Annotated in this window: 23 protein-coding genes; 6 read left to right on the top strand and 17 right to left on the bottom strand. The window is 45.7% G+C overall.

Annotated elements, in window-relative coordinates:
* Window positions 1-61: 61 nt before the first annotated feature.
* The 8 genes from KOE27_RS09805 to KOE27_RS09770 all read right to left on the bottom strand — a co-directional run bounded on the left by KOE27_RS09805 (window position 62) and on the right by KOE27_RS09770 (window position 6,481).
* A complete protein-coding gene (locus tag KOE27_RS09805; RefSeq protein ID WP_215238714.1) occupies window positions 62-1,006 on the bottom strand; it encodes a bifunctional riboflavin kinase/FAD synthetase in 945 nt (314 codons plus the stop codon).
* The gene (gene truB, locus KOE27_RS09800; RefSeq protein ID WP_229252723.1) at window positions 1,006-1,704 is read right to left on the bottom strand and encodes a tRNA pseudouridine(55) synthase TruB; all 699 of its coding nucleotides are present in this window, start codon (window positions 1,702-1,704) and stop codon (window positions 1,006-1,008) included. The genes KOE27_RS09805 and truB overlap by 1 nt, the downstream gene beginning before the upstream one ends.
* Window positions 1,705-1,742: 38 nt before the next feature.
* Complete coding sequence (locus KOE27_RS09795; protein ID WP_215238713.1) at window positions 1,743-2,522, bottom strand: undecaprenyl-diphosphate phosphatase; 780 nt, start codon at window positions 2,520-2,522, stop codon at window positions 1,743-1,745.
* Complete coding sequence (locus KOE27_RS09790; protein WP_215238712.1) at window positions 2,519-2,734, bottom strand: DUF3098 domain-containing protein; 216 nt, start codon at window positions 2,732-2,734, stop codon at window positions 2,519-2,521. The genes KOE27_RS09795 and KOE27_RS09790 overlap by 4 nt, the downstream gene beginning before the upstream one ends.
* A 49-nt stretch (window positions 2,735-2,783) precedes the next feature.
* Complete coding sequence (locus KOE27_RS09785; protein WP_215238711.1) at window positions 2,784-3,662, bottom strand: cell division protein FtsX; 879 nt, start codon at window positions 3,660-3,662, stop codon at window positions 2,784-2,786.
* 129 nt (window positions 3,663-3,791) lie between these two features.
* Window positions 3,792-4,385 carry a bifunctional nuclease family protein gene (locus KOE27_RS09780; protein WP_215238710.1) on the bottom strand — a complete coding sequence of 198 codons (594 nt, stop codon included), beginning with the start codon at window positions 4,383-4,385 and terminating at the stop codon, window positions 3,792-3,794.
* Window positions 4,386-4,727: 342 nt separating this feature from the next.
* Window positions 4,728-5,693, bottom strand: a complete 966-nt coding sequence (locus KOE27_RS09775; protein ID WP_215238709.1) for an electron transfer flavoprotein subunit alpha/FixB family protein — start codon at window positions 5,691-5,693, stop codon at window positions 4,728-4,730.
* Window positions 5,694-5,743: 50 nt separating this feature from the next.
* Window positions 5,744-6,481 carry an electron transfer flavoprotein subunit beta/FixA family protein gene (locus KOE27_RS09770; protein ID WP_215238708.1) on the bottom strand — a complete coding sequence of 246 codons (738 nt, stop codon included), beginning with the start codon at window positions 6,479-6,481 and terminating at the stop codon, window positions 5,744-5,746.
* 95 nt (window positions 6,482-6,576) lie between these two features.
* Here KOE27_RS09770 and KOE27_RS09765 point away from each other — a divergent pair, with 95 nt between their 5' ends.
* Both KOE27_RS09765 and KOE27_RS09760 read left to right on the top strand, forming a co-directional pair.
* Window positions 6,577-6,903: a tetratricopeptide repeat protein gene (locus KOE27_RS09765; protein WP_215238707.1), complete on the top strand. Its 327-nt coding sequence runs from the start codon at window positions 6,577-6,579 to the stop codon at window positions 6,901-6,903.
* A gap of 174 nt (window positions 6,904-7,077) precedes the next feature.
* A complete protein-coding gene (locus KOE27_RS09760; RefSeq protein WP_215238706.1) occupies window positions 7,078-7,434 on the top strand; it encodes a hypothetical protein in 357 nt (118 codons plus the stop codon).
* A 68-nt stretch (window positions 7,435-7,502) separates the two neighbouring features.
* On the opposite strand, the gene KOE27_RS09755 is transcribed toward KOE27_RS09760, so the two are convergent.
* Both KOE27_RS09755 and KOE27_RS09750 read right to left on the bottom strand, forming a co-directional pair.
* Window positions 7,503-8,810, bottom strand: coding sequence for a Gfo/Idh/MocA family protein (locus KOE27_RS09755; RefSeq protein ID WP_215238705.1), 1,308 nt, complete (start codon window positions 8,808-8,810; stop codon window positions 7,503-7,505).
* A gap of 72 nt (window positions 8,811-8,882) precedes the next feature.
* On the bottom strand, window positions 8,883-10,178 hold the full coding sequence (locus KOE27_RS09750) for an acetylxylan esterase (protein WP_215238704.1): 1,296 nt from the start codon (window positions 10,176-10,178) through the stop codon (window positions 8,883-8,885).
* 271 nt (window positions 10,179-10,449) lie between these two features.
* On the opposite strand from KOE27_RS09750, the gene rluF reads away from it, so the two are divergent.
* Both rluF and KOE27_RS09740 read left to right on the top strand, forming a co-directional pair.
* Window positions 10,450-11,193, top strand: coding sequence for a 23S rRNA pseudouridine(2604) synthase RluF (rluF, locus tag KOE27_RS09745; protein WP_215238703.1), 744 nt, complete (start codon window positions 10,450-10,452; stop codon window positions 11,191-11,193).
* A gap of 158 nt (window positions 11,194-11,351) precedes the next feature.
* On the top strand, window positions 11,352-13,532 hold the full coding sequence (locus tag KOE27_RS09740; protein ID WP_215238702.1) for an alpha-galactosidase: 2,181 nt from the start codon (window positions 11,352-11,354) through the stop codon (window positions 13,530-13,532).
* A 226-nt stretch (window positions 13,533-13,758) separates the two neighbouring features.
* Here the strand turns inward: KOE27_RS09740 and KOE27_RS09735 are convergent, their stop codons facing one another.
* The 7 genes from KOE27_RS09735 to KOE27_RS09705 all read right to left on the bottom strand — a co-directional run bounded on the left by KOE27_RS09735 (window position 13,759) and on the right by KOE27_RS09705 (window position 20,990).
* The gene (locus KOE27_RS09735) at window positions 13,759-15,648 is read right to left on the bottom strand and encodes a monovalent cation:proton antiporter-2 (CPA2) family protein (protein WP_215238701.1); all 1,890 of its coding nucleotides are present in this window, start codon (window positions 15,646-15,648) and stop codon (window positions 13,759-13,761) included.
* A complete protein-coding gene (locus KOE27_RS09730; protein ID WP_215238700.1) occupies window positions 15,645-16,244 on the bottom strand; it encodes an NAD(P)H-dependent oxidoreductase in 600 nt (199 codons plus the stop codon). The genes KOE27_RS09735 and KOE27_RS09730 overlap by 4 nt, the downstream gene beginning before the upstream one ends.
* Before the next feature lie 36 nt (window positions 16,245-16,280).
* Window positions 16,281-17,000 carry a hypothetical protein gene (locus tag KOE27_RS09725; protein ID WP_215238699.1) on the bottom strand — a complete coding sequence of 240 codons (720 nt, stop codon included), beginning with the start codon at window positions 16,998-17,000 and terminating at the stop codon, window positions 16,281-16,283.
* Between the two features lie 82 nt (window positions 17,001-17,082).
* Complete coding sequence (locus tag KOE27_RS09720) at window positions 17,083-18,084, bottom strand: bestrophin family protein (protein ID WP_215238698.1); 1,002 nt, start codon at window positions 18,082-18,084, stop codon at window positions 17,083-17,085.
* A gap of 127 nt (window positions 18,085-18,211) precedes the next feature.
* Window positions 18,212-18,985 carry a LytR/AlgR family response regulator transcription factor gene (locus tag KOE27_RS09715; protein ID WP_215238697.1) on the bottom strand — a complete coding sequence of 258 codons (774 nt, stop codon included), beginning with the start codon at window positions 18,983-18,985 and terminating at the stop codon, window positions 18,212-18,214.
* On the bottom strand, window positions 18,982-20,028 hold the full coding sequence (locus tag KOE27_RS09710; RefSeq protein WP_215238696.1) for a sensor histidine kinase: 1,047 nt from the start codon (window positions 20,026-20,028) through the stop codon (window positions 18,982-18,984). Before KOE27_RS09710 ends, KOE27_RS09715 begins: the two co-directional genes overlap by 4 nt.
* Complete coding sequence (locus KOE27_RS09705) at window positions 20,025-20,990, bottom strand: GAF domain-containing protein (RefSeq protein WP_215238695.1); 966 nt, start codon at window positions 20,988-20,990, stop codon at window positions 20,025-20,027. The genes KOE27_RS09710 and KOE27_RS09705 overlap by 4 nt, the downstream gene beginning before the upstream one ends.
* Before the next feature lie 544 nt (window positions 20,991-21,534).
* Between KOE27_RS09705 and KOE27_RS09700 the strand changes: the two genes are divergently transcribed.
* Window positions 21,535-22,362, top strand: a complete 828-nt coding sequence (locus tag KOE27_RS09700; RefSeq protein WP_215238694.1) for a type 1 glutamine amidotransferase domain-containing protein — start codon at window positions 21,535-21,537, stop codon at window positions 22,360-22,362.
* Entirely contained in the window at window positions 22,352-24,058 is a 1,707-nt protein-coding gene (locus KOE27_RS09695) for a thiamine pyrophosphate-binding protein (protein ID WP_215238693.1), read from the top strand. The genes KOE27_RS09700 and KOE27_RS09695 overlap by 11 nt, the downstream gene beginning before the upstream one ends.
* The last annotated feature ends 50 nt before the right edge of the window (window positions 24,059-24,108 follow it).

Below are 24,108 nucleotides of genomic sequence, written 5' to 3'. Positions count from 1 at the left end.
AAGTTAATCACTTCTATCCGTAAACCGGTAGTTGCTGAAAGAAGCAGAAATGAGCCTGTATTTAACCGGACAGGGGGTGATTGGTGAAATAGTTAAGCGCGCTGAGCTTATCTGCTTCAATCTGCTTCATGAGTGCATCGAGACCGCTGAATTTTTGCTCCGGCCTTAAGTATGCCAGCAGATTTACAGTGAGCTCTTCACCATAAATCTCTTTGTCAAATTCAAAAAGATTGGCTTCAATGGTACGGTTCACGCCATCCACGGTGGGTCTCACGCCGATATTCAGCATACCAGCATAAATATGATTCTGATATTCCGCACTGATCACATAAACACCATTGGCGGGTATCAGCTTGTGCGCTTCCTGAACCAGCAGGTTTGCTGTGGGAAATCCAATGGTTCGTCCAAGCTGTTTCCCCTTTACGATTGTTCCGCTGATGGAATAGGGGCGGCCCAACAGCTCATTGGCTTCCTGTACGTGCCCGTCCAGCAGCGCCTTGCGGATACGGGAGGAACTTATCGCCGTAGCTTCTATGTCTTGTCTGGAGATTTCTTCTACTTCGAAACCGAAGAGTGCGCAATTTTTTTGTAAAAATTCAAAACTTCCCTCGCGGTTTTTTCCAAAACGGTGGTCATATCCAATCACCAGTTTTTTGGTGCCGATTTTTTCAACCAATATTTTTTGGATAAATTCCAGAGACGACAATTCGGAAAAGGACCTGGTAAAAGGGATAATCGCCAGGTGTTTGATATTTAGTGCTGAAAACAGTGTTATTTTTTCTTCAATCGTAGAAAGAAGCTGCAAATCCTGGCTGCTGTCTGAAACCACCATGCGCGGATGCGGCCAGAACGTAAGTACTACGGACTCTCCTCCCGACTGCTCACTGATTTCATTCAGGCGGGTCAGAATCTTTTTATGCCCAATGTGCACACCATCGAAAGTGCCGCTGGTGACAACAGCATTTTTTAATTTTTCAATGGAATCCAGGCTATGATATATTTGCATCAGTCAACAGGTAGGTTCAGCTCAATTCTTTTTTTATTAATAAACTCAGTCAGCTCGCAAGCATCTTTCAACTGGAAAGAGCCTATTCTTGTTCTGCAAAGCGAATTGAGATACGCTCCGCTCCCGGCCAGCTCACCAAAATCCCGAACCATACTGCGGATATAGGTGCCCTTGGAACAAACGATTCGAAAAGACAGGATGGGGAATTCAGAAGAGTTTATTTCAAATAATGAAACCGTAACCGTACGCTTTTTAATCTCGGCAGTTTCTCCGCGCCGGGCTTTTTTATAAAGTCTTTCGCCATCCACACGTACCGCCGAATAGATAGGGGGGATCTGTTCGATAGTCCCTGTGAGCATTAGCCTGGCTTTTTCCAGAACTTCCGTTGTGATGTGGCTGGTTGGGTATTCGGCATCAAAATCCGTTTCCAGGTCAACTGAGGGTGTGGTTTTCCCCAGTACAAATGTCCCTGTATACTCCTTTTCCTGTGCCTGGTAGGTATCTATCTGCTTGGTTTTCTTTCCCGTACAGAGGATCAGTAAACCTGTGGCGAGCGGGTCAAGGGTACCGGCATGGCCTATTTTTTTGAACTTGCAGGCACGCTTAAGTTTATTGGCAACATCAAAGGAAGTCCAGCGCAGTGGCTTGTGAATCAGGATAACCTCTCCTTCGTCCGGTATTGGAATTTCGTTATTCAAAATCTGAAACTTTGTAAAGATAAAACTGCCGGGAATCTTTAGATGACATCAAGTTTATAACCCGATGCCAGAAGTCCTAACAGAATCAATCCCAAAATAATGCGGTACCAGCCGAATATCTTAAAACCGTATTTGGTAAGAAAGCTGATGAAAAATTTAATGGCTAACATAGCTACCACAAAGGCAACAAGGTTCCCAATGAGGAGTACCTTAATGTCAGAAGCCTGGATGGTGTCGTAGGTTTTCAAAAGCTTATACCCCCCGGCAGCGGCCATGGTGGGGACGGCCAGAAAGAATGAAAACTCAGCAGCCTGCTTTCGGGAAAACCCCTGCAGCATCCCGCCGATAATCGTTGATGCCGACCGTGATACACCCGGTATCATGGCAATACATTGAAAGAAACCGATTTTTAGCGCGTCGAAGTACGAAATTTCTTTGTTGCTGTCCTCATCATTCGCAATGCGGTCGATAAAGATCAGGATGATACCCCCGACCAGGAGAGAGATCGCCACCACAGTAACATTTTCAAGAAGCGAATCAATGATATCATTCAGCAGAAAGCCTAAAACGGCCGCCGGAAGAAATGCAACGAATAATTTGAAGTAAAAATCGGTACTCTGAAAAAAACGTTTCCAGTAGAGAATGATCACAGAAAGGATAGCGCCAAACTGAATATTAACGGTAAACATTTTGGTGAATTCCAGATGACTGATCCCCATGAAGGATGATGCTATAATCATGTGCCCTGTTGACGATACAGGCAGGAATTCGGTAATACCTTCAATAATAGCTAAGATGATAGCCTGCCAAATACTCATGAATCAGTTGGTTTGCGTAGAATAGCCCAAAACTCAATAATAAAGCCCAGAACGGTCACAACAGGCCCGATTGTAAGCCCCAGTATACCAAATCCAAACTCCTCTGAATCAAAGGTCATGATCAGGAATCCGCCTAAAATTACAGCAAGGCCAATCAGCATGGTCGTGTAGTTTGTCGCAGCAAACGGTAGATTGTTTTTTGAATTGTTCATTATGTTCTGACTTTAATCGTTTCTTAGTTTTTGAAAGTGCTGAGAACTGCTAATAGAGGTCATCAAGCGCCATACGCAGGTACCTTGACAAGGATTGGTAAGTACTGGCTATCCCTACGACCATACCTAGGAGGAGCACCACGCCCACCAGGACAATAAGCTTGTCGTATTCCTGAAGCGAGGCAAGACCTTCCACATTTCTGATCGCAATTTGCTGGAGCCCGATCAGCAAGCATCCCGCCAGGGCACCGCCAATCAGCCCCTGAACAGCACCACGCATGATATACGGACGCTGGATGAAACCGTTTGTGGCGCCTACCAGCTGCATACTGCGGATCAGGAAGCGCTGGGAATAGATGGCCAGTTTGATGGTGTTGTTTACGAGTAATACTATGATTACCAGCATGATAAGCGCAAAACTTGCCAGAACGGTGTAAATTTTGGTAACATTCCGGTTGATGTTATCGGCAAGGTCTTCCTGATAAACCACCTCATAAACTCCTTTTATCTTTTCAAGATCTTTTTTGATCTGCTGCAATTTTGCTTCTTCGAAAAAGTCTTCACCAATTTTCACCCGGTAACTGTCTCTTAGAGGGTTCTCGCCCAGAAACGTGGTGAAATCTTCCTTGGTACCATCTATGAATTCTTTCGCCGCCTCTTCTTTGGAAACAAACGTGATAGGAGCCACCTCTGTGGAGCTTAGCACATAGGGCATAGGTTTGATGATATTCAGGACGGAGTCCTGGCCTGCTTTGGACAATTCTTTGTTCAGGAATACTCTCACCTCAATATTTTGCTTAATTATTGACACCAGCTTTTTCGACTGGATCACCAGAAGACCGCAAAATCCGATCAGAAATAATGCCGCCGTCAGGCTCATTATGATCATCACATTGGGGTAACTACCGATCTTCTTTTTTTTAGGCATATCAAATGATGTTTCCGGGTATTGTAGATTAACAGCGGAACCGATGTGAGCAAAAGTACTAATTAATCGGTTACAGGGTTTTCAGAATGGGAAAGCCTTAACTATTTTTAACTTTCAGCGAAGCTGGTATCAGTTTCTGCGGCCCATTTCATCTCTGATTTTGGCTGCTTTTTCATAATCCTCTCTTGCCAGTGCATCTTCCAGCAAACGCTGAAGTTCATCAAAAGAAACATCCCTGAGCTGATCTTTCCCTGCTTTTGGCTCTATGGTTTCTTTAATGGTATCGTCGTCTTCATCATCTTCCTCAGTATCGGAACTGGAAATGATCCCCGCTTCCGATAGAATCGCTTCGTTAGTGTAGATAGGTATTCCGAAACGTAAACCAATCGCGATGGCATCGGAAGGGCGAGCGTCAATTTCTACTTCTCTGAGCCCGTCGGTGCACACAATTTTTGCATAGAAAATACCTTCCTTTAAATCTGAGATAATAATTTCCTTGAGGGTGTAATTCATACCTTCCGCAAACGACTTAAACAGATCGTGGGTCATCGGCCGGTTAGGAACAATGTTTTCGATTTGAACAGCAATCGCCTGTGCCTCAAAAACACCGATAATAATAGGCAGCCTGCGGTTTCCAAGCTCTTCGCCTAGAACCAACGCAAAGGAACCCGCCTGGGACTGGCTGGGGCTGAGCCCAAGAATTTCTAGCTTTATTTTTTTCACGTTTGTGCTTAATATGCTAACGCAAGATTTATGTTAACAGTTGTGATGATAATTGCTGTTCAGCTTTTGGCCGGTTCAGGATCACTGGCCGTTTACGTTCTAATAAGTCTGTTTATCAGCTAAATAAAAACAAAACAGCTTAAAATTACAATACAAACAAACAAATGATCCAGGCAATAAAGATGCAAAAATAAATAACCCTTCCTGCATAAAAAAATGGAGGAAGGGTTTGCCTGGCATTTAAAGGTTACATATTCTGCTGACAGAAGCGTAACGGACTGATAACTAAGTATTAGGATAGCCAAGAAAACAATAAAAGTTATTCTATTCGGCCTTTTACCTTTATTTGAGTTTTTTTGCTGCTTCGGTCAGTTTGGGTAATATTTCAAATACATCTCCAACAATTCCGTAATCAGCCGCCTTGAAAAACGGAGCTTCTGGATCTTTATTAATAACCACGATACACTTGGAGCCGTTTACACCCGCCAGATGTTGTATGGCCCCGGATATGCCGCAGGCGATGTACAGGTTGGGGGATACTTTTATGCCGGTTTGCCCGATGTGTTCGTGATGCGGCCTCCAATCCAGATCAGAAACCGGTTTGGAACAGCCTGTGGCCGCACCCAGCGCTTCGGCCAGGTCCAGCAATGGTTGCCAATGCTCTGCACCTTTCATCCCCCGCCCTCCCGAAACGATGATATCTGCTTCTGTAAGAGAAACCTCCGAGCCCATTTTATCTATTTTCTCAATGGTTGCCGCGAAGTCCGAATCTTTCAGTTCAGGTACAAAGTTTTCGACTGTGGCTATGTGATTACCAGCAACTGCTTCAACGGCATTTTTCCTGATCACCAGAATTTTAATATCCGATTGAATAGCCGTTGTGGCAAAAGCTTTTCCGGTGTAAATACTTCTTTTTACAGTAAATCCTCCCTCAATGTCGGGTAATTCAGTAATACCCGACACAACTCCGGCTTTAAGCTTTGCGGCTGCACGTGCGGCCATGGCATCTCCAAGTCCTGATTTTGACAGGATAATTACCTTGCTTCCTTCTTTTTGTGCTGCTTGAACCAGCGCATCGGCGTAAGCCATACCGTTTTCCTGATTGAGCCTTTCATCGGTGACATGGAACACTTTGCTGGCTCCGAAATTACCTGTTTGTTCCAGCGCATCCTGTGTGATCTGGCCCAGGGCCAGTACCGTTACAGTGGTAGCCAGCTTTTCGGCCACACCTGCGCCGTACGCTATGGCTTCCTGTGACGTTTTCTTTACAGCGCCATTATCCGTTTCTATAAATACGAGTACTGACATTTTGGTTTGTTTAATGTGACAGCAATACTACAACTGACCAATGGTATCAGTTAAAGCACTTTTGCTTCGGTTTGTAAAAGTTTTATTAATGTTTCTGCTTCCGAGGCAGGGATCATTTTACACGCCCCTTTGGGTGCCGGAAGGCTGTATTGGCCCGGAAGTGTCATTTGCTCAGTGTCAACCGGCTCCAACACGTTCAAAGGCTTGGATTTTGCCGTCATGATACCGCGCATATTGGCGATTTTCCATTCAGCGATGGGCTCCTGACAACCGAGTACGAGGGGTAGCGGTGCCGTTAGTACTTCCTTCCCTCCGTCAATTTCACGGGTAATGGAGGCCGTATTTCCCTGAATATCCAGTTTCATTACCGGTGAGTAGGAGGGGATACCCAGCATTTCTCCTACCAGCCCGTGTACAACTCCACTGTTAAAATCAATTGATTCCCGTCCCATCAGGATCAGGTCATATTGATTTTGGGCGGCAATATGAGCGATTTGCGCGGCCGTAAAATACGAATCCACCGGATCGGCATTGACGCGTATGGCATCATCCGCGCCAATGGCAAGTGCTTTTCTGATCTGGGGATCGGCATCGGCTTCTCCCACATGAAGCACTGTGAGGCTGCCGCCCAGCTGCTCTTTTAGCTCCACGCCTCTGGCAAGAGCGTAGTCATCATACGGACCTATTATAAAAGGAACTCCTGATTTATTAAGTTTGGTGTTATGATCGGCAAAGGTAATTTTGGCCGTGGTGTCCGGCACGCTGGTAATACAAACTAATATTTTCATTGTCCTAGATGAAGATTATTTAACTTTTCTGAGAATATCTTTGCACTGCAATATACAGAAAAACATAATTGGTATGCAAGCATAATAATTTTGTTATGAAAAACAACCTTCTGGAAAACCTGCTCACCTTTTATGAGGAAGATCCTGGTGACCCGTTTAATATTTATGCGCTGGCATTGGAGTATTTGAAGTTTGACTTATCGAGGAGTGAAGCGCTTTTTTCCCGTTTACTCAAGGACTTTCCGGAATATCTGCCCACTTATTATCACGCTGCGTCTTTTTATTCGGAACAACACCACACTGCACTTGCGGAAGAAATTTATAAAAAGGGAATCACTTTGGCTCTTGAGCAAAAAAATGTAAAGGCCCACCAGGAGCTTACCAGGGCATTCCGCAACTTTTTAGATGAACAGGAAGATTAGTGGATGGGATTATATTTGGTAGATTTGGTAAAAAGCCGTAACTTTATGGCGATTATCGGCGAGCACTCCATACAGCTCCTCGTGAGCTGAATTATAATTTCCTCCGTTTTTTTATCAGCTTTTAGTACTATACCAACATTCCTGGTGAACGGGGATCGTTTTTTTTTGATGTTTATGGAAAAAGAAAGTTTTATACCACTTGCGGTAAAGTGGGCACAGGCACATGGCTTCAAGGAGATTCAGGCCAATATGGAAGGGTACGAAACGCCAAAGTCGTACGCGAGATCTGCGGATAATACCAAATTTACGCCTGATATTACGGGAGTAAATATGTTTAACCGGCACTATCTTGAAGTTTCGGTAAAGACGGACCAACTGCGGGGAAGTATATCAAAGTGGAAGCTTCTCAGTGAGTTGGCGGGTATGAAAGGGGCTAAATTATATCTTCTGGCGCCGAAAGGGCATGTGAGGTTTACCAAGGAATTGGTGGATCAGTATAACATTCCTGCAGAAGTTGTAAAAATAGACTAATAGAAAAGTCAGGAAATTGCTCATGGTGACGGGCTTTTTCCTGACTTTTGTTTTGATCTGCATAGCCGTTATCCTATTTTAGGATACTGCCATTCTCCCCGATAATCCCGCTTCAGCAGTTTATTGGCATCGTCGTCTCCAACGACAAGTTCTTTTTCTCCATCCCATACAATACTTCTCCCAAGCTTGTAGGAAAGCATGCCCAGCAATGCAACGTTTGTTGACTTCTGGCCTACTTCAATCTCACAGATCGGGGGCTTGTTGGTCTTTATGGATTCAAGAAAGTTGGCCCACAGCTGCTGGATATTCTGATCATCCGGCTTGTTAAGCTGTGCGTCCTGATGAATAATGGGCTTGTTGGGATTAGCCGGATAAAATGTCCAACCGTCCAGCCATCCCATGTGGAAGGTACCTTCTGTTCCGTAAAAATATACCCCTACGGCCTGCTGAGGATGCGTTTTTTCGGCATTATTGGCTGCAAAATTCCGGTGCTCCCATTCCAGTGTAAACCCGTCAAAATCGTAAACGGCCACCTGGTGATCTGGTGCATTGGTATTATCCTGCCGGATGGCCCTGCCCCCGGTGGAGTAAACTTTTTTGGGGTATTTCTGTTCTGACCACCACAGTACCTGATCCAGCCAATGGATACCCCAGTCGCCCAGCGTGCCGTTGGCAAAGTCAAGATAACCTCTGAACCCTCTTGGGTGGATCGTTTTGTTATAGGGTACCAAAGGGGCAGGGCCGCAGTACATATCCCAGTCAATGCCTTTGGGAACTTCTTCGTCCGGAGTTTTTTGCCCAGGGCCTCCGCCGTAGTGGACAAAAGCTCTTGCCATCCCTATTTTTCCTGCCTTTCCCGATTTTAGAAACTCCATACCGGAGACATTGTGAGGGGAAACACGCCTGTGCGTTCCTACCTGCACTATTTTCCCATGCTTTCGGGTAGCATTCACCATGGCACGTCCTTCCTGTATGGTATGCGAAATTGGTTTCTCAACATACACATGCGCTCCGGCTTCCACAGCCGCTATGCAACAGAGCGGATGCCAATGATCCGGCGTGGCCACAATGACGATCTCGGGCTTTTCCTTTAGAAGCATTTCGCGGTAATCGCGATAAACTTTGGGTTTGTCTGAAGTAAGTTTGGAGACTTCTGCCAAACATTTGCTGATCTGGTTGTCGTCCACGTCACAAAGTGCAACGAGTTTGGATTCTCCTGCCTGCAGGGCGCACCGCAAGATGTTGGTACCCCACCAGCCTGCACCCACCAGGGCTGTGCGGTAAGGAGCGGCCCTGCTAATGGCGGAAAGTAAAGGAAGTGCTGAAAACGAAGCGCCTGCAAGAGCGGAGGTTTCCAGAAAACGTCTTCTGTTCATAAAAAATAAATTAGGTGGTTAAAAGGCAACCAGCACAACAGGCAAAGGGTTGTGCTGGTTGCGGATCTGCCATTATTTTCCCAGCTTTCCCAGCAGCCAGGCATTCATCATTTCTCTTTCTTCGGCATAGGTCCAGTGTCCGGTATCCTGGTAGAGTTTCAGGTCCTTTGGAGCTGTAATTACATTATAGGAAGCATACATGGACGTAGGAGGGCAGGTTTCATCGTTGAAACCCCACATGTAATATCCTGGTACCTTTACACGCCTGGCAAAGTTCACGACGTCATAATAACCCACGGTTGCCAGTTTTTCCTTGTAATTGTTAGCGGCGATATTTGTTTTGTCAAAGTAATGCGGCCATCCGCCTGCTCTCCCGTGCAGATAACCCGTTACATCACTCAGTGCGGGATAAAAGGCCCCCAGCCATTTTACACGGGGATCCAGACCAGCCGTAACGATGGACAAGGCACCACCCTGGCTTCCGCCGGTAACTGCCAGGTTCTGTCCGTCGAACTGAGGCATGCTTACCAGAAAATCGTTGGCGCGGACACAACCCAGGTATACTCTTTTGTAGATAAACCTGTCCTTATTGTCCAGATTGAACGCATTGTATCCGTTTAGTACCCCCATACCCAAGTCAGTATAAACCGAGGGTTCCATGGTTACGGGAATACCATGTATCCCGATTTCCAGCGTAATGATGCCTTTCTCCGCCGTGGCCACATCGCCATAATAACCTCTCACACCAGCGCCAGGTACCCGCAACAGCGCCGGATATTTACCTTCTTTTTTGGGTACACACAGGATACCGTATAAGCGGGCACCTATTTTAAAGTTCTGTAAATTAAGATGATACACATTTACCTTTTCAGTGCAGCGTTCGGGCAGCAGTGTCATTTTTGCATCCATCGGTATAGCTGCAAGCTCGGTTTTGGCCGTATTCCAGAAGGTGTCAAAATCAGAAGGATTGTTTACGGTAGGCTGAATTTTCTCCGGCTCAAAACCAGCCGTTGCCAGTCCACGGTATTCCACGCCGTCAACAGTTGCGTAAGCTATACAGCGCAGAAAACCAGGCGTTTTTAGGGTGCCTCCTTCAACGGTAAGTTTTCCGTCTGCCGCGGTTTTGGTTTCCTTAATGGTAGGATCCAGTTTTTCCAGTCCGATCTCATACCTTACCGGAACATTCTTCACCAGATTGCCATACCTGTAGACCGCAATGGTGAATTTTACCTTGTCACCGGTTTTGTAGGTCCAGTCCTCTTTATCGGGGCCAACAAATACATCAACCGGCCTGCGGACTGGCTGTGCATAAAGGGAAAGCAATGAAAGTGAGCATACTAATGCTAACAGATATCTACGTAACTGCATAAAATAAGATTAAGTGAAAAAGGTAGTGTTTGATCAGGTTTAAGCACTTCGCGCCTGAATTTGTGTTCCGGTTTAAGAAGCCCGGAAAACGCCGGATTTACTATTTCTTGACTGGGAAGTCACCGAATTATTTGTGACATTGTAACCGATGGTTTGGCCGAATATGGCTCCCGTATTTTTGTCAGTTTAATAATCTGAATGAAAAAGAGGGTTTATTTATCAAAAGCCAATTAATATTGTAACATATTTAATTTCCTATTATTCATACGTTTTGATCAGGATCAATAAATTCATCAGCGAAACGGGTTTTTGTTCGCGAAGGGAAGCGGACAAACTTGTTGAAGCCGGCAGGGTAATGCTGAACGGAAGAAAGGCTGTACTGGGCGACAAAGCCTCCGACGAAGATGATGTAAGAATTGACGGTAAACCCCTGAAAGCCAAAAAACCAGCTGTTTATCTGGCCTTTAACAAGCCTGTGGGTATTACCTGTACCACTGAAAGGCACATCAAAGGGAACATTATCGATTTCATCCATTATCGGGAAAGGATTTTTCCGATAGGAAGGTTGGACAAACCTTCGGAAGGGCTGATTTTCCTGACCAACGACGGAGATATAGTAAACAAGATCCTCAGAGCGGGAAATAATCATGAAAAGGAATACGTAGTTACCGTAGATAAGCCTGTAAATGAATTATTTGTAAAAAGGATGTCGGAGGGGATACCTATCCTGGATACCATCACGAAAAAGTGTTTTGTTAGGAAAGAAAGCAGTTATGTATTTACGATTATTCTTACTCAAGGCCTGAACCGTCAGATACGGCGGATGTGTGAGTATCTGGGATATAACGTCACCAAACTTAGGAGGGTCAGGATCATGAATGTTACATTGGAAAATCTTCCGGTTGGAAAATGGAGGGAACTGACCCCTGCTGAAATGGCCGTGATTAATGAATCCGTTGCCAACTCAACCAAAACAGAAGAAGCTTCCTATATTGATTTTGCTGACGAAGAGTGATCTGGAATCATCTGCTTGACCTATCAGAATACAATCGACCGTTAAACGTAGGGTAATCAATATCCTAAAAATATTAGCTAAAAATCGGTTTGTTTGTAAAATCTTTTAAAATACAGATTTTATCAGGTAATTTGGGTATTCCTAAATCTTAGCTGCTGATGAAATTTCGTTTACTGTTCGCATTTTTTTACTGTCAAACTGTTTTTGCTCAAAACCTGCCGGTATGGCAAAGTGATTTTGATAAAGTAACCCCGGCAGACTGGCTCGTAAAGCCTGTTATTACCAAGGCCAATTTTTATCAAGCCAATAATGGGAAAGATCTGATCCTGTACAACGGGCTGGTGAAGAGGACTTTTCGGCTCAATCCGGATCTGGTCTGTACCGAATTTAAAAATATGTCTAATGGGCAGCAGTTACTAAGGGCTGTAAAACCGGAAGCTAAAATCAAAATAAATGGTATTTATTACAATGTGGGCGGGTTATATGGCCAAAAAGAGAACGCTTATCTGGTTCCGGAATGGTTGGATAACTTCATAACTTCCGACAGTGCTTTCCATTATACTGGTTACAGTATCTCGGAAATCAAGCCTTATTTGAACTGGAAAACAAAGATGTGGGCAGCAAATAAGGAACAGGCAAAAGGAAAAACGATCAGTTTTAAGTATAGTTCGAGCCTGGCTGCTTTAAAAAGTATATCCGTCACCGTGCATTATTCCCTTTACGACGGTTTACCACTGATCAGCAAATGGGTAACAATTGAAAATGGAAAAGAAGGTACTGTTCTGATTGATCAGGTTGTCAATGAGGTACTTGCAGTTGTTGAGGAAGAAAGTGCGGTAGTAGGAAGTCCTCAGAAAATGGCCAAACTCAACGGTTTGTATCTCGAGAGCAATTATGCTTTTAATAATTCGATGCGCTATAATCTGAGCGATCAGACGACGCACTGGAATGTTGATCCACCCTATACTTCACAGGTCAATTATGATTATCAGACACCGTGTTTGCTTGAAATTTATCCTGAAAAGGAGATGGGCATTACCTTAAAAAAGGGTGAGACGCTGGAATCTATCCGAACATACGAGTTACTACAGGATAGTTATGACCGTGAACGCAAGGGGCTGGCCATCAGGAAAATGTACCGTACCATTGCACCATGGACTACCAGCAACCCTATTTTTATGCACCTGGTCAGTAAAAACGATGAAGAGGTGAAAACGGCTGTGGACCAGTGTGCGGCAACGGGTTATGAAGCGCTGATCCTTAGTTTTGGCAGCCATTGTAACATGGAGGATACCAGCCCGGATAACCTCAAAAAATGGAAGGCACTAGCGGATTATGCACATAGCAAAAACATACAGATCGGCAGTTATTCCTTATTCAGTTCAAGGAAAATCAGCCCGGAAGATGATGTGATCGACCCGAAAACAGGCAAACCGGGTGGTGCGTTGTTCGGGAATGCGCCTTGTCTGGGAAGTAAGTGGGGCCTTGCTTACCTGGAAACGCTCAAAACATTTATGACCGCTACCGGATTTAATATTTTCGAAAACGACGGACCGTACCCTGGAGACGTTTGCGCTTCCACAACGCACCCGGGTCATTCGGGGCTCCACGATTCGCAATGGAGGCAGATGCAACTACAGAAAGGACTTTACCAATGGTGTAACCAGAACGGCGTGTATGTAAATGCTCCCGACTGGTATTTTCTGGATGGTACCCATAAAATTGCCCTTGGATATCGTGAAGTTAACTTTTCATTGTCCAGGGAGCAGCAGAAAATCCTGAACAGGCAAAATATTTATGACGCCATGTGGAACGAACTCCCTTCGATGGTCTGGGGGTTTGTACCGCTTACAAAATACCAGGGCGGTGGGCCGGAGGCAATTCTGGAACCTCTTTCCGAGCACCTTGACGCCTACGAACAATTGATGATGCAGTATTACGGTGCCGGTATCCAGGCCTGCTACCGTGGGCCGAGGTTATATGATACTGATGTTACGAAACAGAAAGTCACAGAAGTGATCAACTGGTATAAACAGTACCGGTATATCCTGAATTCTGATATCTTACACCTTCGCCGCGCAGACGGTCGTGACTGGGACGGTATCATGCATGTTAATCCGGCTTTGAAGGAAAAAGGACTGGTAATGCTCTACAATCCTTTGAACCAAAACATTACCCGTACCATAAAACTGCCGGTCTATTACACAGGCAAACATACCTCGGTAGCGATCAGGGAAAAGACGGGAAGCCCCAAGGTTTATAAAGTAGATCGTGATTTTACGGTTTCAGTACAAGCAGAAATTCCCGCACAGAGTTACACCTGGCTGGTGGTGGAATAGGAGTTTCCAGTCTTTAGTTAAAAGTTTTCAGTTCACAGCGCTACGGATTAGGCCCACTGCCCACTGTGAACTGCTTACTTAAAACTGAATACCTGCAAGCAAGAGCCGTGGCACGGCTGATTCACCCGGCCCACATGTGCCAGCCGTTACAACCGTGCCACGGCTCACAATACTACCGACGCTGCCTACCGCCCACTGTGAACTGCCTACTACTCAAGACTAAAAACTAATCCTCAACTTTAGCGTCTTTACCGAATAATACCTCACGGAGGAAGTTGCTATCCCACGAATGGTCTTCCACTGAGAATTGCGTAACCAGGTCATTCTGCAAAAGTTTTTCCTGTATCTCAATCTCGTGGCGTACATTGATGGCGTGTTCACGCTTATCGTGCCTGGAAGCCAGCAATTTTGCCATGGCGTTTTCATCGTACTGGATAAATTTTTGCCCCTGGCGCGTGGCAGTATGTTTTCTGAATCCCACTTCGTTCAAGGCTTCAACAGCCAGATGCACAGCGGTATAGAGTGTTTCCCGGTAAATATTCTTAACACCCATTTCCATTAATTCATAGGCGTCGAAGCGGTTGCGTGCCCGGGCGAATATTTTGATATGCGGAAAATGCTTTCGAACGGTATGTGCCAGGTCATTATTTGTTTCAGGGGAGTCAATGGCGGCGATTAACAACGTTGCAGTTTCAATTCCGGCCGATTTAAGCAGATCCAGCCGCGTAGCATCTCCGTAGTATACCTTGAAACCCATACGGCGAAGCAGTTCCACCTGGTCAGAATTGTTATCAAGAATGGTAGCTTCAATGCCATTTGCACGTAACAGTCGCCCGATGGTACTTCCGAAATGTCCGAATCCGGCAATGATCACACTGTGCTGTTCTTCAATCGTGTCGGCAGGTTTTTCATCCGGGTTTTGTTTGATACCAAAACGAGGTTCAATCACTTTTTCGTTGAACAACAGAAGCAGGGGAGTCGTCATCATGCTGATGGCCGTTACGGCAGTCAGCTTTCCAAGCCATTCTTCATCGATAATCTGAAGCAGCCCGCTGAAAGACAGCAGCACAAATGCAAATTCACCTACCTGACTAAGGCCAAATGCAAACATAAAATTCTGGTCATTCGCCAGTTTGAATTTTCTTCCAATGGCAAACAGCACCGCAAATTTGATGATGATCACAGCGAAAACCATGGTTGCTATCTGTGCAGGCGCGTCCATTAGCAGCTGGAAATTGATAGATGCTCCCACACCCATAAAAAATAAGCCCAGCAAAAGTCCTTTGAAGGGTTCAATATCACTTTCCAGCTCATGCCTGAATTCACTGTTTGCCAGTACCACACCGGCTACAAATGTGCCGAGCGCAGGGCTTAGTCCTACCATCTCCATCAGATAAGCTACGGCAACCACGAGGAGGAGAGAGGAAGCTGTGAACATTTCACGCAGACCTGTTTTGGCTATCACCCGCAGCAGCGGTACGACAACGTATCTTCCCAATCCATAAATGGATGCTACCGCGCCAATGACTATAATGGTTTGTAACCAGGCAGGCAATGAACCCAGCAGGGAAGGATGGGCAGCGTCTGGGGCAATGTCTGTTGTAGCCAGCAGGGGTAAAATAGCGAGGATTGGAATAACAGCAATATCCTGAAACAACAATACAGAAAAAGATGCCTCTCCCGCCTGTGTTTTAGATAGTCCTTTTTCTTTCAGCGTCTGAAGAACAATGGCTGTGGACGACATAGTCAGTGCCAGGCCGATGGAAACCGCCATGGTCCAGCCCCAGCCCATGGACAGGAATAGCAGAAAAAGCAATGCAGTTGTACCCAGCAGCTGGGATAACCCAAAACCAGCGATGGCTTTGCGCATTTGCCAGAAGGCCTGTGGCTCCAGTTCAAGACCAATGAGAAAGAGCATCATCACCACACCGAATTCTGCTACGTGCATAATTCCTTCACCCTCATGCCCGATAAAACCCAGCACGAAAGGTCCGATGACAATACCTGAAATCAGATAACCCAGCACCGAACTCATTCCTATTCTTTTGGCTATCGGCACGCAGAGAACCGCTGCCGACAGATAAACCAATGCTTGTGCAAGAAAACCGCTGCTCATGAATTTATTATTTCAGTGACCCAATCGTTCAGATATTTATATTGCCCCAAGGCCCGATAATCAAGCTTGTTATTGCTCATATAATCCAGCAGATAACCATAATCCCGGGCCAGTGCTCCAATGTCGTCTTTGGCCAGGCGGTGTGTGCCATGTACCACGAAAGGAGGCAGATACAACATCCTGCACAATTCCACCGTGCGGTCGAAGGGTGCGAGGAATTCACCGATTGTATAGCGGTTATAACCTTCGTGCTGATAGGCTACCGACGGCCCTCCGGCGGAAATCACCTGAAATACGGCCTTGCCGGTAAGTGCATCACCACCGGGGCCGTAAGCCCAGCCGGCTTCCAGCACCAGGTCAATCCACTGCTTGAGGATCGCCGGGCAACTGTACCAGTATATCGGATGTTGCCAGATGATGATATCGTGATCAAGCAGCAGCTGTTTTTCTGCTTCTATGTCAATATTGAATTCGGGGTATATTTCGTACAGGTCACGAAAAGTTACATTGCCAGGAATCTGGCTGACCAGTTTGCGGTGAATCCTTGATTTTTCATAGATAGGATGAGCAAACAATACGAGTATTCGGTTTTGCATGTATCAGGGTTATCGCTGACAAATAATCTAAGATAGCTAAAAATACAGATCTTTTATCTTTTTTTTGCTCACAATATCCCATTCTTCAAACCGGCGTAGTTCCAGAAATGAGCCATGCCGCCAGTCCGTATTGATGATAATTGCCCCAATTACAAAGAGATACCTTCCCGTAAAGCTTGTTTTTTGGATCAGATTATCGATCATTTTACCCGATTGTTCGAAGATGATTTCTGTTGCTTCCTTAATGGGCGACTCTGCTGTGAGTACACGTTCTTTCTCGTTGTAGAGGAATTCCTGTAAGGCGTGCTGCTGGTAGTCGTCAAATGGCTTTTGTCCGGGATCAATCTCGTCATTTTGTAATCTGCCGAGGGCAAGTATAGCGGCGCCGCAGCAGCTGGACTCCGATTCCTGGCCGACCCTGAGGATTTTACCCGGTGCCCCGCTGTCGCTGATGCCGATATGCGGCGCATAAAAAATCATCGCGGCACCGTCGTTAGGTATATGATGCGAAAACGCCGCCATCCCGGTCAGTCCGGTGAAGGGAAATCCGTTCAGGCCTCCCAGGTTAAAAGGGCCCAGCATCTGGCGACCTTCCTCCGGATACTCGATCGCATTGACGTCATCGGAACAGATGGAATGGGCCAGCATTATTTTTTCGGGCGGGAGATTATACTGGGACACGGCGCTGTAAGTACCGAGTATAAAATCATTCGAACGGATGGCCTGGGGGTAGTGCTGACGAATTTTTTCTAACATATCAATTGAAAAAGTTGAGTAGTGATCTTTTTTGTTTAACAGAACAGCCTCTCTTATAGAGACAACGGACCGTATTGGATTGTTACATCAAAATATTGTTGACCGCCTGAATAGGTGCCGGTATATTCTCTTCTTCCAGCATTTCGCGCAGATCAATCTCAATTGTACGACAGATGGCGGTCATCGGAACATCGTTGATGGCATTTTCAAACGGGTTTTCACTTGTATCTCCCACCACTTCCATGGTTGTGAATACCCAGGAAATAACAATGTGACAGGGGATTGCAAGCCACACCAGATTTCCTCCCAGTTTGGCGAATTCGTTGATCAGCCCAAAGGGTAATACCAGAATCAGTAACTGAACAAAAACCTTGCTGAAATAGGCATACTGTCTGGGGAAAGGGAAATTCTTGATACGTTCGGCCGCTCCCTGCTGGTTATAAAACTCCTGAACCAGATTCATGAGCTGAAAATAGAAAAGCTCGTGGATGGCGTTATTTTTGTAAAGTTCGTCCAGATGTTTGGCCTGCATTTTCATAATCTGGGTGGCAGGGTTTTTTCTTGCTAAAACGTAGTTGACTTCCACTTCCGGCATGAAATGAAGCAGGTCGTCTTTAAGCGGTGAATTATCACTGGGATTGTGCTGCTTCACCACTTCGCGCGCAATATTACTGTCCTCGTTCCAAACGGCTTTTTGGCGTAGCTGTATCCGCATGGCATTCACGTAGGCAATGTGCCTGTGGATGAGCTTTGACTGCTGTTCCTTGCTTGCTTCATCCGCTACAAGGCCCGTAGATTTTACATTGGCGATTACAAAAGCCCCCCAGGTACGGCTGGCATTGACAACACTACCCCAGATTCTGCGGGCTTCCCAGAGCCTTTCGTAGGACGAGTTATTTTTGAAACCTACGTAAAAGGCCACTGCTGTACCAATGAGGCCGATCGGAACGAAGGATATGCCTATGGGAACCTTACCAATAAAACTGATGCTGCACAATACCGTGGCATAAATGAAATTGGCCAAAATGGCTCGCCAGGCGAATGAAAGAATAATACCTGCTTTGATTTCCCGGGCTGTATACATTTCCTGACAAAATGGGGTTAAGAGTTTTCGAAATCTAATTTCCTGATTTTAGCTAAAAAATACGGGTCTCAGACAGTGAACCGGAAAATATCGGAGACTAAACTGAAAAATTGATCGGTTAAAGTACTTAGTCCGTTTCTTCAAACCATTTTTTAAAAACGGGTACCCTTTCCTTGCTGATAAGTATCTGAATGGGGGAAATCGGGAATGTACGTACCAGCAGCCTGCCATTAAAATAAAGCTCAATTTCACGGATACAGTCCCTGGCAATGATAAACTGGCGGTTGGCACGGAAAAAATTGGATGGGTCCAGCTGGTTTTCCAGCTCTTCAAGGGATTTGTCTACCACCAGGTTCCGTTCGTCATGCAGCATGGCAACCACCACACTGTTCCGGATGGTGAGCCACGCAAAATCCACATCTTTGATGGGTATCAGCTTATCACGATAGGGGACCAGAAAGCTGCGGCGCGGACTTTTCCTGTTCAGTATCTGGCTGTGCATCATTTCTTCAAGGTGCCTTACTTTACTGATGGCATTTTCGGAATTCAGCTGGTAATATTTTTCAAGACTGAACCTGAGGGCCTCCAGCCGGATCGGTTTAAGGAGGTAATCAACACTGTTAAGTTTGAAAGCCCTTATTGCGTATTCATCGTGGGCGGTGGTGAATATGACCGGGCAAGTGATCGATATCTGCTCAAAAATCTGAAAACAAGTTCCGTCTCCCAGCTGCACATCGAGGAAAATAAGATCAGGCATTTTGTTGTGGCCAAGCCAGTTGACGGCCATTTCCACACTTTCCAGAACGTCCAGGATTTCAGCCTTTGTGTCTATTTTCCGGATCAGCTGGGTGAGGTATTCGCCTGCGGGTTGCTCGTCTTCAATAATTAGAATTTTAGTCATGGAACTTCAATCAAGGGTACTTGTACGGTAAATAACTGCTCGTCTTCGAGCAAAAGAGGCTTTTCGCCTGTTTGGATTTTATATCTTTTATCAAGGTTTTTCAGGCCAATTCCTGTTCCCGGAACCTGCTGTTTTTTATTTACCGAATTGATAACCGTCAGTTTTTTATCTGTTTCAGAAAGTTTTACCTCAATAGAAAGAACCTGATGCGAGGTAATCACATTATGCTTTATGGCGTTTTCAATTAGTATCTGCAACGATAGCGGAATGATATACCACTGCTTGGTCATCTCGATGTTGGCGAAATAGAAAACCAGTTTTTCTCCGAAACGAGCCTTATAAAGGTCCAGATATGACCTTGCCGCGTCCAGTTCATCCTGAAGGAGCACCAGGTTCTGATTCTGTACCTTCAGGTTGTAGCGAAGTATATCGGACAGATCCAGTACAATGCGCTGCGCCAGATCAGGATTGGTAACAATGGATATATTCAGTATGTTCAGTGCGTTAAACAAAAAATGAGGATTAAGCTGGTTTCTGAGTGCTTCAAGCTGGGCTTTTAGCTGTTCCCGTTTCAGCTGTTCGTTTTCAAGGCCTATCTTATAGTTGGCCTGGGTGGTCAGCAGAAAGTACCTGAACGCGATAATCGTGAGCACTACCAAAAAATGGTATAGATAATAGACCAGCCGAAAAAGAATGACGTCAGAATCGTCCTGGTCCAGTAATATTTTAAGACCAACCAGAATTTCGTTGAGGCTTACGAAAATTCCCGTGAGAGAAATCAATTTAACCCAGTTCTTTTGACGGTTAAACCAGTTGATTCTCTGGTACGTATAGTTAAGACAGATATGCAGGAAGACCCAGGCAAACAAAAAACTAAAAACGAACTGGATCAGCATATCCCGTATTCCGGTTCCAAGGATGGAACCGGAATAATAAGGACTCCATACAAATATCAGACGGGGTATGGATGCAAAAAGGCTAACGATCAGACACAGCCGCCAGCCTAAGGACATCCCTTTCTGGTAGCGGGAGTCTACGGTCATACCTGAGCGCTCACCATGTTGCCTTCAAAAAAATAAGGCGTTGGAGTTTGTTGGAAATGTTTGTCTTTAATGAGTTCTGCTACTGATTCAATCAGATTGATCTCTTCCGTGGACCATTCGCGCGCGTTGAATGAATCCTCAAGACCGATAAATCCTTCCCAGTTGTCATCTGATAAAATAGGTACCGCCAATAACGACTGGCTGTCGCGATAGTTGAGCCATTGCTGCTCACCTGGGGGAAGGGTTGTTAAAGTACCTGTTACCGGCTGTTTGGCACTGAAAATGGTGTTCCAGCGGTTGAAGTAGGGAACCGAAACCGAGGCATCTTTATAGGTTACTTTTTTTACACCCGGCGCCACTATTTCAGTTTTGCCTAGCAGTGTTGGTTCTCCTTCCGAGGGAGATTGTTTGGCACAAAGGTATATCCGACTCAGATCCAGTACCTCCAGAAGAAGGGTAAGTACGGATGAAATTTTGGAGTCCGAATGTTCGTATTCTTCTTCCGAAGATAGTTCCTCCTCCACGCGGGTGAGCACTTTTTTATGCAAAGTGGAGTGTTTCAGACGTTGTTCCCGCAGGTTTTGCTGGGCATTCTTTTTCCACTGCGACAACGCATTTTCCACCGCTGAAATCCAGGAACTCTGTTCAGAGCTTGTAATATAAAAGTCTGTGGCCAGCAGAGACAGTGCTTTTTCCGAGTTAACCGGACACTTTCCTTCTGCCATTACCAGGCATGGAAAGAGCTTACCTATGACCGATACCAAGTCTGCAACGTCACCGTCTGGTAGCCGGCAATTGGAAATAACGAGGTCATACCTTGAGTAATTACATGCTTCCAAAGCTTCTTGTTTGGAGCTTACATGGGTTTCGGTAAAAGTGTAGCCAGCCTTTTGGAGGGAATCCGAGATAAGAAACTTCCACTCTGTACGAATAGCTACGATAAGTAAATTTAACGGTTCCATTGAAGTAATTTTTAAGTTGAGCAGACTGAATTTTGATGAACACACAGACAAAATCCTTTGGGAAGGTATTTTTGAAAGCTTGCATGCTTCTGAGGTTCTGATAAAAGGGTTTTTTCAATACATACTACTCGAAAAATTGGAATTAGTACTACGAGAAACTCGAATTTTATTAGCTAAATAATATCCGTTATTTACGATTTCGTAGTAATTTGCGAGTCTCCGGAATCTTTCCTGGTCCAGATACACGAATGTAGCAAGATTTCCCGAAAACAGTATTAAATTGCCATTATTAATCGAAAAACGGTGGTTTTATTGTATTTTGTCCGTTTGCACAGGGAAACTCAAATGCACTTTGTAAGGCTTGGTTTCTATGACTTCGGTTTGAAGTACGGAATCAACGGGTTCAGCCCGCTATTTTTCAGGTTCGGTAATGAAATGCGTGTTGACCAAATATTGCTTTACGAAATTTATTGCAGCAAATTGGGCGGAGGATGAAATTTTCCTCAACCTTTTCTGATTTTAACGTTATAAAACTTCCTATCAAATGTCAAAGAAAATCTTAGCGGTTCTCTCCGAATACGGCTATTGGGGAATCGAGCTTGTAGGCCCTCTTGAAAAACTCGAAGAAGCAGGTTATGAAGTTGAATTTATAACACCCACCGGCAAAAAAGCTGAGGCCCTTCCTCCTAGTTACGATACCACCTATGTAGATCCTCCGCTGGGAACCTGTGTTACCACTCCGCTTGCAGCCGAAAAGGTGAAAGCGTTTGAGGCTACCAACCGTCTGGAAACCCGGCAGAACCTGTCTGAATTAATTCCTGAAAGACCTTATTTTTCAACTCCTGATTTTCTTAGGGTTTTTGAGAAATATTTCAGCGATCTTAAAATTGCTTCTGAAAAAGTGACCGAAGAATATGCGGCCCTGCTTCTGGTAGGGGGCAGCGGACCTATTATTGACATGGTCAATAATCAGCGTGTTCATGATCTTATCCTGGCTTTCTACAAAAAGAACATGCCGGTTGCCGGAATTTGCTACGGTGTGGCACCACTGGTTTTTGCACGTGATTTCAACGAAAGAAAATCAATCCTGAAAGGTAAACATGTAACCGGCCACTGTATTGAATACGATTACCACGACGGTACCGGCTTCCTGCACACCGACCTGAACATGGGACCCCCACCGTATGTGCTGGAATATATTCTTTCCGATGCTGTAGGTCCTGAGGGGCAATATCACGGAAACTTCGGTAAGGAAACTTCCGTAATCGTTGATTACCCGTTCATTACTGCCCGCTCACTGCAGTGTTCTTTTGAGTTTGGAGAGCAATTTGTCAACGTATTAGATAAAGGCCTCAAGCGCTATGGCTGGTAAAACCGGGAATCAGAAAATAATTGAGCAGTTCCTGGCCGATGGGATGGATCACATGTTTGGTAATCCGGGAACGGTGGAACAGGGTTTCCTGGACGCCGTTGAGGAGTATCCTGACATGAAGTACATCCTTACCTTGCAGGAAAGTATAGCTGTAATGACGGCCGATGGCTATGCCAGGGCCACCCAAAAACCAACCCTGGTGCAGCTGCATAGTTCGCCGGGTATTGGTAATGCGGTTGGAGCGTTGTATCAGGCGAAGCGCGGGCATGCCCCTCTGGTGGTGATTGGTTCAGACGCTGGTACGCAGTACATGAACATGGATTCGCAGATGGCCAATGATCTGGTCGGCATGATGGAACCCGTTACGAAGTTTTCTACTGTAGTACTTTCGTCCAAATCCCTGCTGAGGACTATCAGACGTGCCATTAAGATCGCAGCCACTCCACCGATGGGTCCTGTTTATGTGTGTCTGCCAATGGACGTACTGGATGAGATCAATGAAGAGGAAGTGATGCCCACGCTCATCCCTTCCACCCGGGTGCTTCCTGTACCTGAGGTGATCTCAGAAATTGCAGATAATCTGCTGGCTGCGGAAAAGCCCATGATCTTCGTGGGTGACGGCGTAGCATATTCTGATGCCATTCCGGAACTGACCCAAGTGGCCGAACTTCTGGGTGCAGAGGTATATGGAGTGGAATTTGGAGATGTGGTAATGGACAATAGCCATCCGCTTTACCAGGGAACTACCGGACACATGTTTGGTACTTACAGCAAGCCGATTACTTCCAAAGGTGATGTGAACCTGGTGGTGGGCACCTACATGGTTCCTGAGGTTTTTCCAAACCTGGATGATATTTACGCTCCCGGTGCAAAGGTAATTCACATAGACCTGAACGCTTATGAAATCGGTAAAAACCATAGGGTGGATATCGGTGTGGTGAGTGACCCCAAGTCTTCACTGGAAGCCCTTCTGAAAGAGCTTAATGCCAGGATTTCAGCGGAGCAGAAGGAAAAGGCTGCCCGGCGGGTAGCTGAAATCGGTAATGCCAAAAGCGAAAAACATGCCAATGAACTGGCGGCGGATGAACAACAGAAGGGCAAAAGCCCGCTTCAGATGTCGCAGTTTGCAAGTGTCCTGGCTGAAAAATTGCCGGCCGATGCCATTATTTTCGATGAAGCCTTAACCAGCTCACCTGCAGTAACCCGGTATATCCCACCCACTACGGCGGGTAATTACTTCGTTACGCGCGGCGGATCTCTGGGGGTAGGATTTCCCGGAGCAATAGGAGCGAAGCTTTTCAGGCCAGACAAAACCGTCATCGGATTTTCGGGTGATGGGGGCAGCATGTACACCATCCAGGCGCTGTGGTCGGCGGTGAGGCATAACGCAGGTGCCAAGTTTGTCGTTTGCAACAACGGATCCTATAAGCTTCTCCAGCTTAATATAGATGTGTACTGGACAGAACGTGAAATCGCAAAACACGATCACCCGCTTTCTTTTGATCTTTCATATCCTGCCATTCGGTTTGACATTCTGGCCCAGTCTATGGGTGTAGATGCCGTGCGGGTGGAGAAGGAGGAGGACATCGCTCCGGCCATTGAAAGAATGCTGGCCGATGACAAGCCATTTCTGATCGACCTCGTTTTGCAGGGTGATCACAAGGCCGACTGGGTGAAGACCAACTGCTCTCAGTAATCTGGGTGGTTCAACGAATAAAATCCGGAGCCCTAAGACTTTCAAAAAAC

The sequence above is a fragment of the Dyadobacter sp. CECT 9275 genome, assembly GCF_907164905.1.
In the GTDB taxonomy this organism is placed as follows: Bacteria; Bacteroidota; Bacteroidia; order Cytophagales; family Spirosomataceae; genus Dyadobacter; species Dyadobacter helix.
This window is presented reverse-complemented; position numbering and strand designations above follow the sequence as displayed.

Coding starts and splice junctions, on each gene's coding strand:
- KOE27_RS09730 (WP_215238700.1), bottom strand. CDS start 16,244: ATGCAAAACCGAATACTCGTATTGTTTGCTCATCCTATCTATGAAAAA.
- KOE27_RS09790 (WP_215238712.1), bottom strand. CDS start 2,734: ATGAACAATTCAAAAAACAATCTACCGTTTGCTGCGACAAACTACACG.
- KOE27_RS09735 (WP_215238701.1), bottom strand. CDS start 15,648: ATGAGCAGCGGTTTTCTTGCACAAGCATTGGTTTATCTGTCGGCAGCG.
- KOE27_RS09710 (WP_215238696.1), bottom strand. CDS start 20,028: ATGACCGTAGACTCCCGCTACCAGAAAGGGATGTCCTTAGGCTGGCGG.
- KOE27_RS09750 (WP_215238704.1), bottom strand. CDS start 10,178: ATGCAGTTACGTAGATATCTGTTAGCATTAGTATGCTCACTTTCATTG.
- KOE27_RS09715 (WP_215238697.1), bottom strand. CDS start 18,985: ATGACTAAAATTCTAATTATTGAAGACGAGCAACCCGCAGGCGAATAC.
- KOE27_RS09695 (WP_215238693.1), top strand. CDS start 22,352: ATGGCTGGTAAAACCGGGAATCAGAAAATAATTGAGCAGTTCCTGGCC.
- KOE27_RS09775 (WP_215238709.1), bottom strand. CDS start 5,693: ATGTCAGTACTCGTATTTATAGAAACGGATAATGGCGCTGTAAAGAAA.
- KOE27_RS09755 (WP_215238705.1), bottom strand. CDS start 8,810: ATGAACAGAAGACGTTTTCTGGAAACCTCCGCTCTTGCAGGCGCTTCG.
- KOE27_RS09760 (WP_215238706.1), top strand. CDS start 7,078: ATGGAAAAAGAAAGTTTTATACCACTTGCGGTAAAGTGGGCACAGGCA.
- KOE27_RS09765 (WP_215238707.1), top strand. CDS start 6,577: ATGAAAAACAACCTTCTGGAAAACCTGCTCACCTTTTATGAGGAAGAT.
- KOE27_RS09785 (WP_215238711.1), bottom strand. CDS start 3,662: ATGCCTAAAAAAAAGAAGATCGGTAGTTACCCCAATGTGATGATCATA.
- KOE27_RS09795 (WP_215238713.1), bottom strand. CDS start 2,522: ATGAGTATTTGGCAGGCTATCATCTTAGCTATTATTGAAGGTATTACC.
- KOE27_RS09725 (WP_215238699.1), bottom strand. CDS start 17,000: ATGTTAGAAAAAATTCGTCAGCACTACCCCCAGGCCATCCGTTCGAAT.
- KOE27_RS09805 (WP_215238714.1), bottom strand. CDS start 1,006: ATGCAAATATATCATAGCCTGGATTCCATTGAAAAATTAAAAAATGCT.
- KOE27_RS09770 (WP_215238708.1), bottom strand. CDS start 6,481: ATGAAAATATTAGTTTGTATTACCAGCGTGCCGGACACCACGGCCAAA.
- KOE27_RS09700 (WP_215238694.1), top strand. CDS start 21,535: ATGTCAAAGAAAATCTTAGCGGTTCTCTCCGAATACGGCTATTGGGGA.
- KOE27_RS09705 (WP_215238695.1), bottom strand. CDS start 20,990: ATGGAACCGTTAAATTTACTTATCGTAGCTATTCGTACAGAGTGGAAG.
- KOE27_RS09740 (WP_215238702.1), top strand. CDS start 11,352: ATGAAATTTCGTTTACTGTTCGCATTTTTTTACTGTCAAACTGTTTTT.
- KOE27_RS09720 (WP_215238698.1), bottom strand. CDS start 18,084: ATGTATACAGCCCGGGAAATCAAAGCAGGTATTATTCTTTCATTCGCC.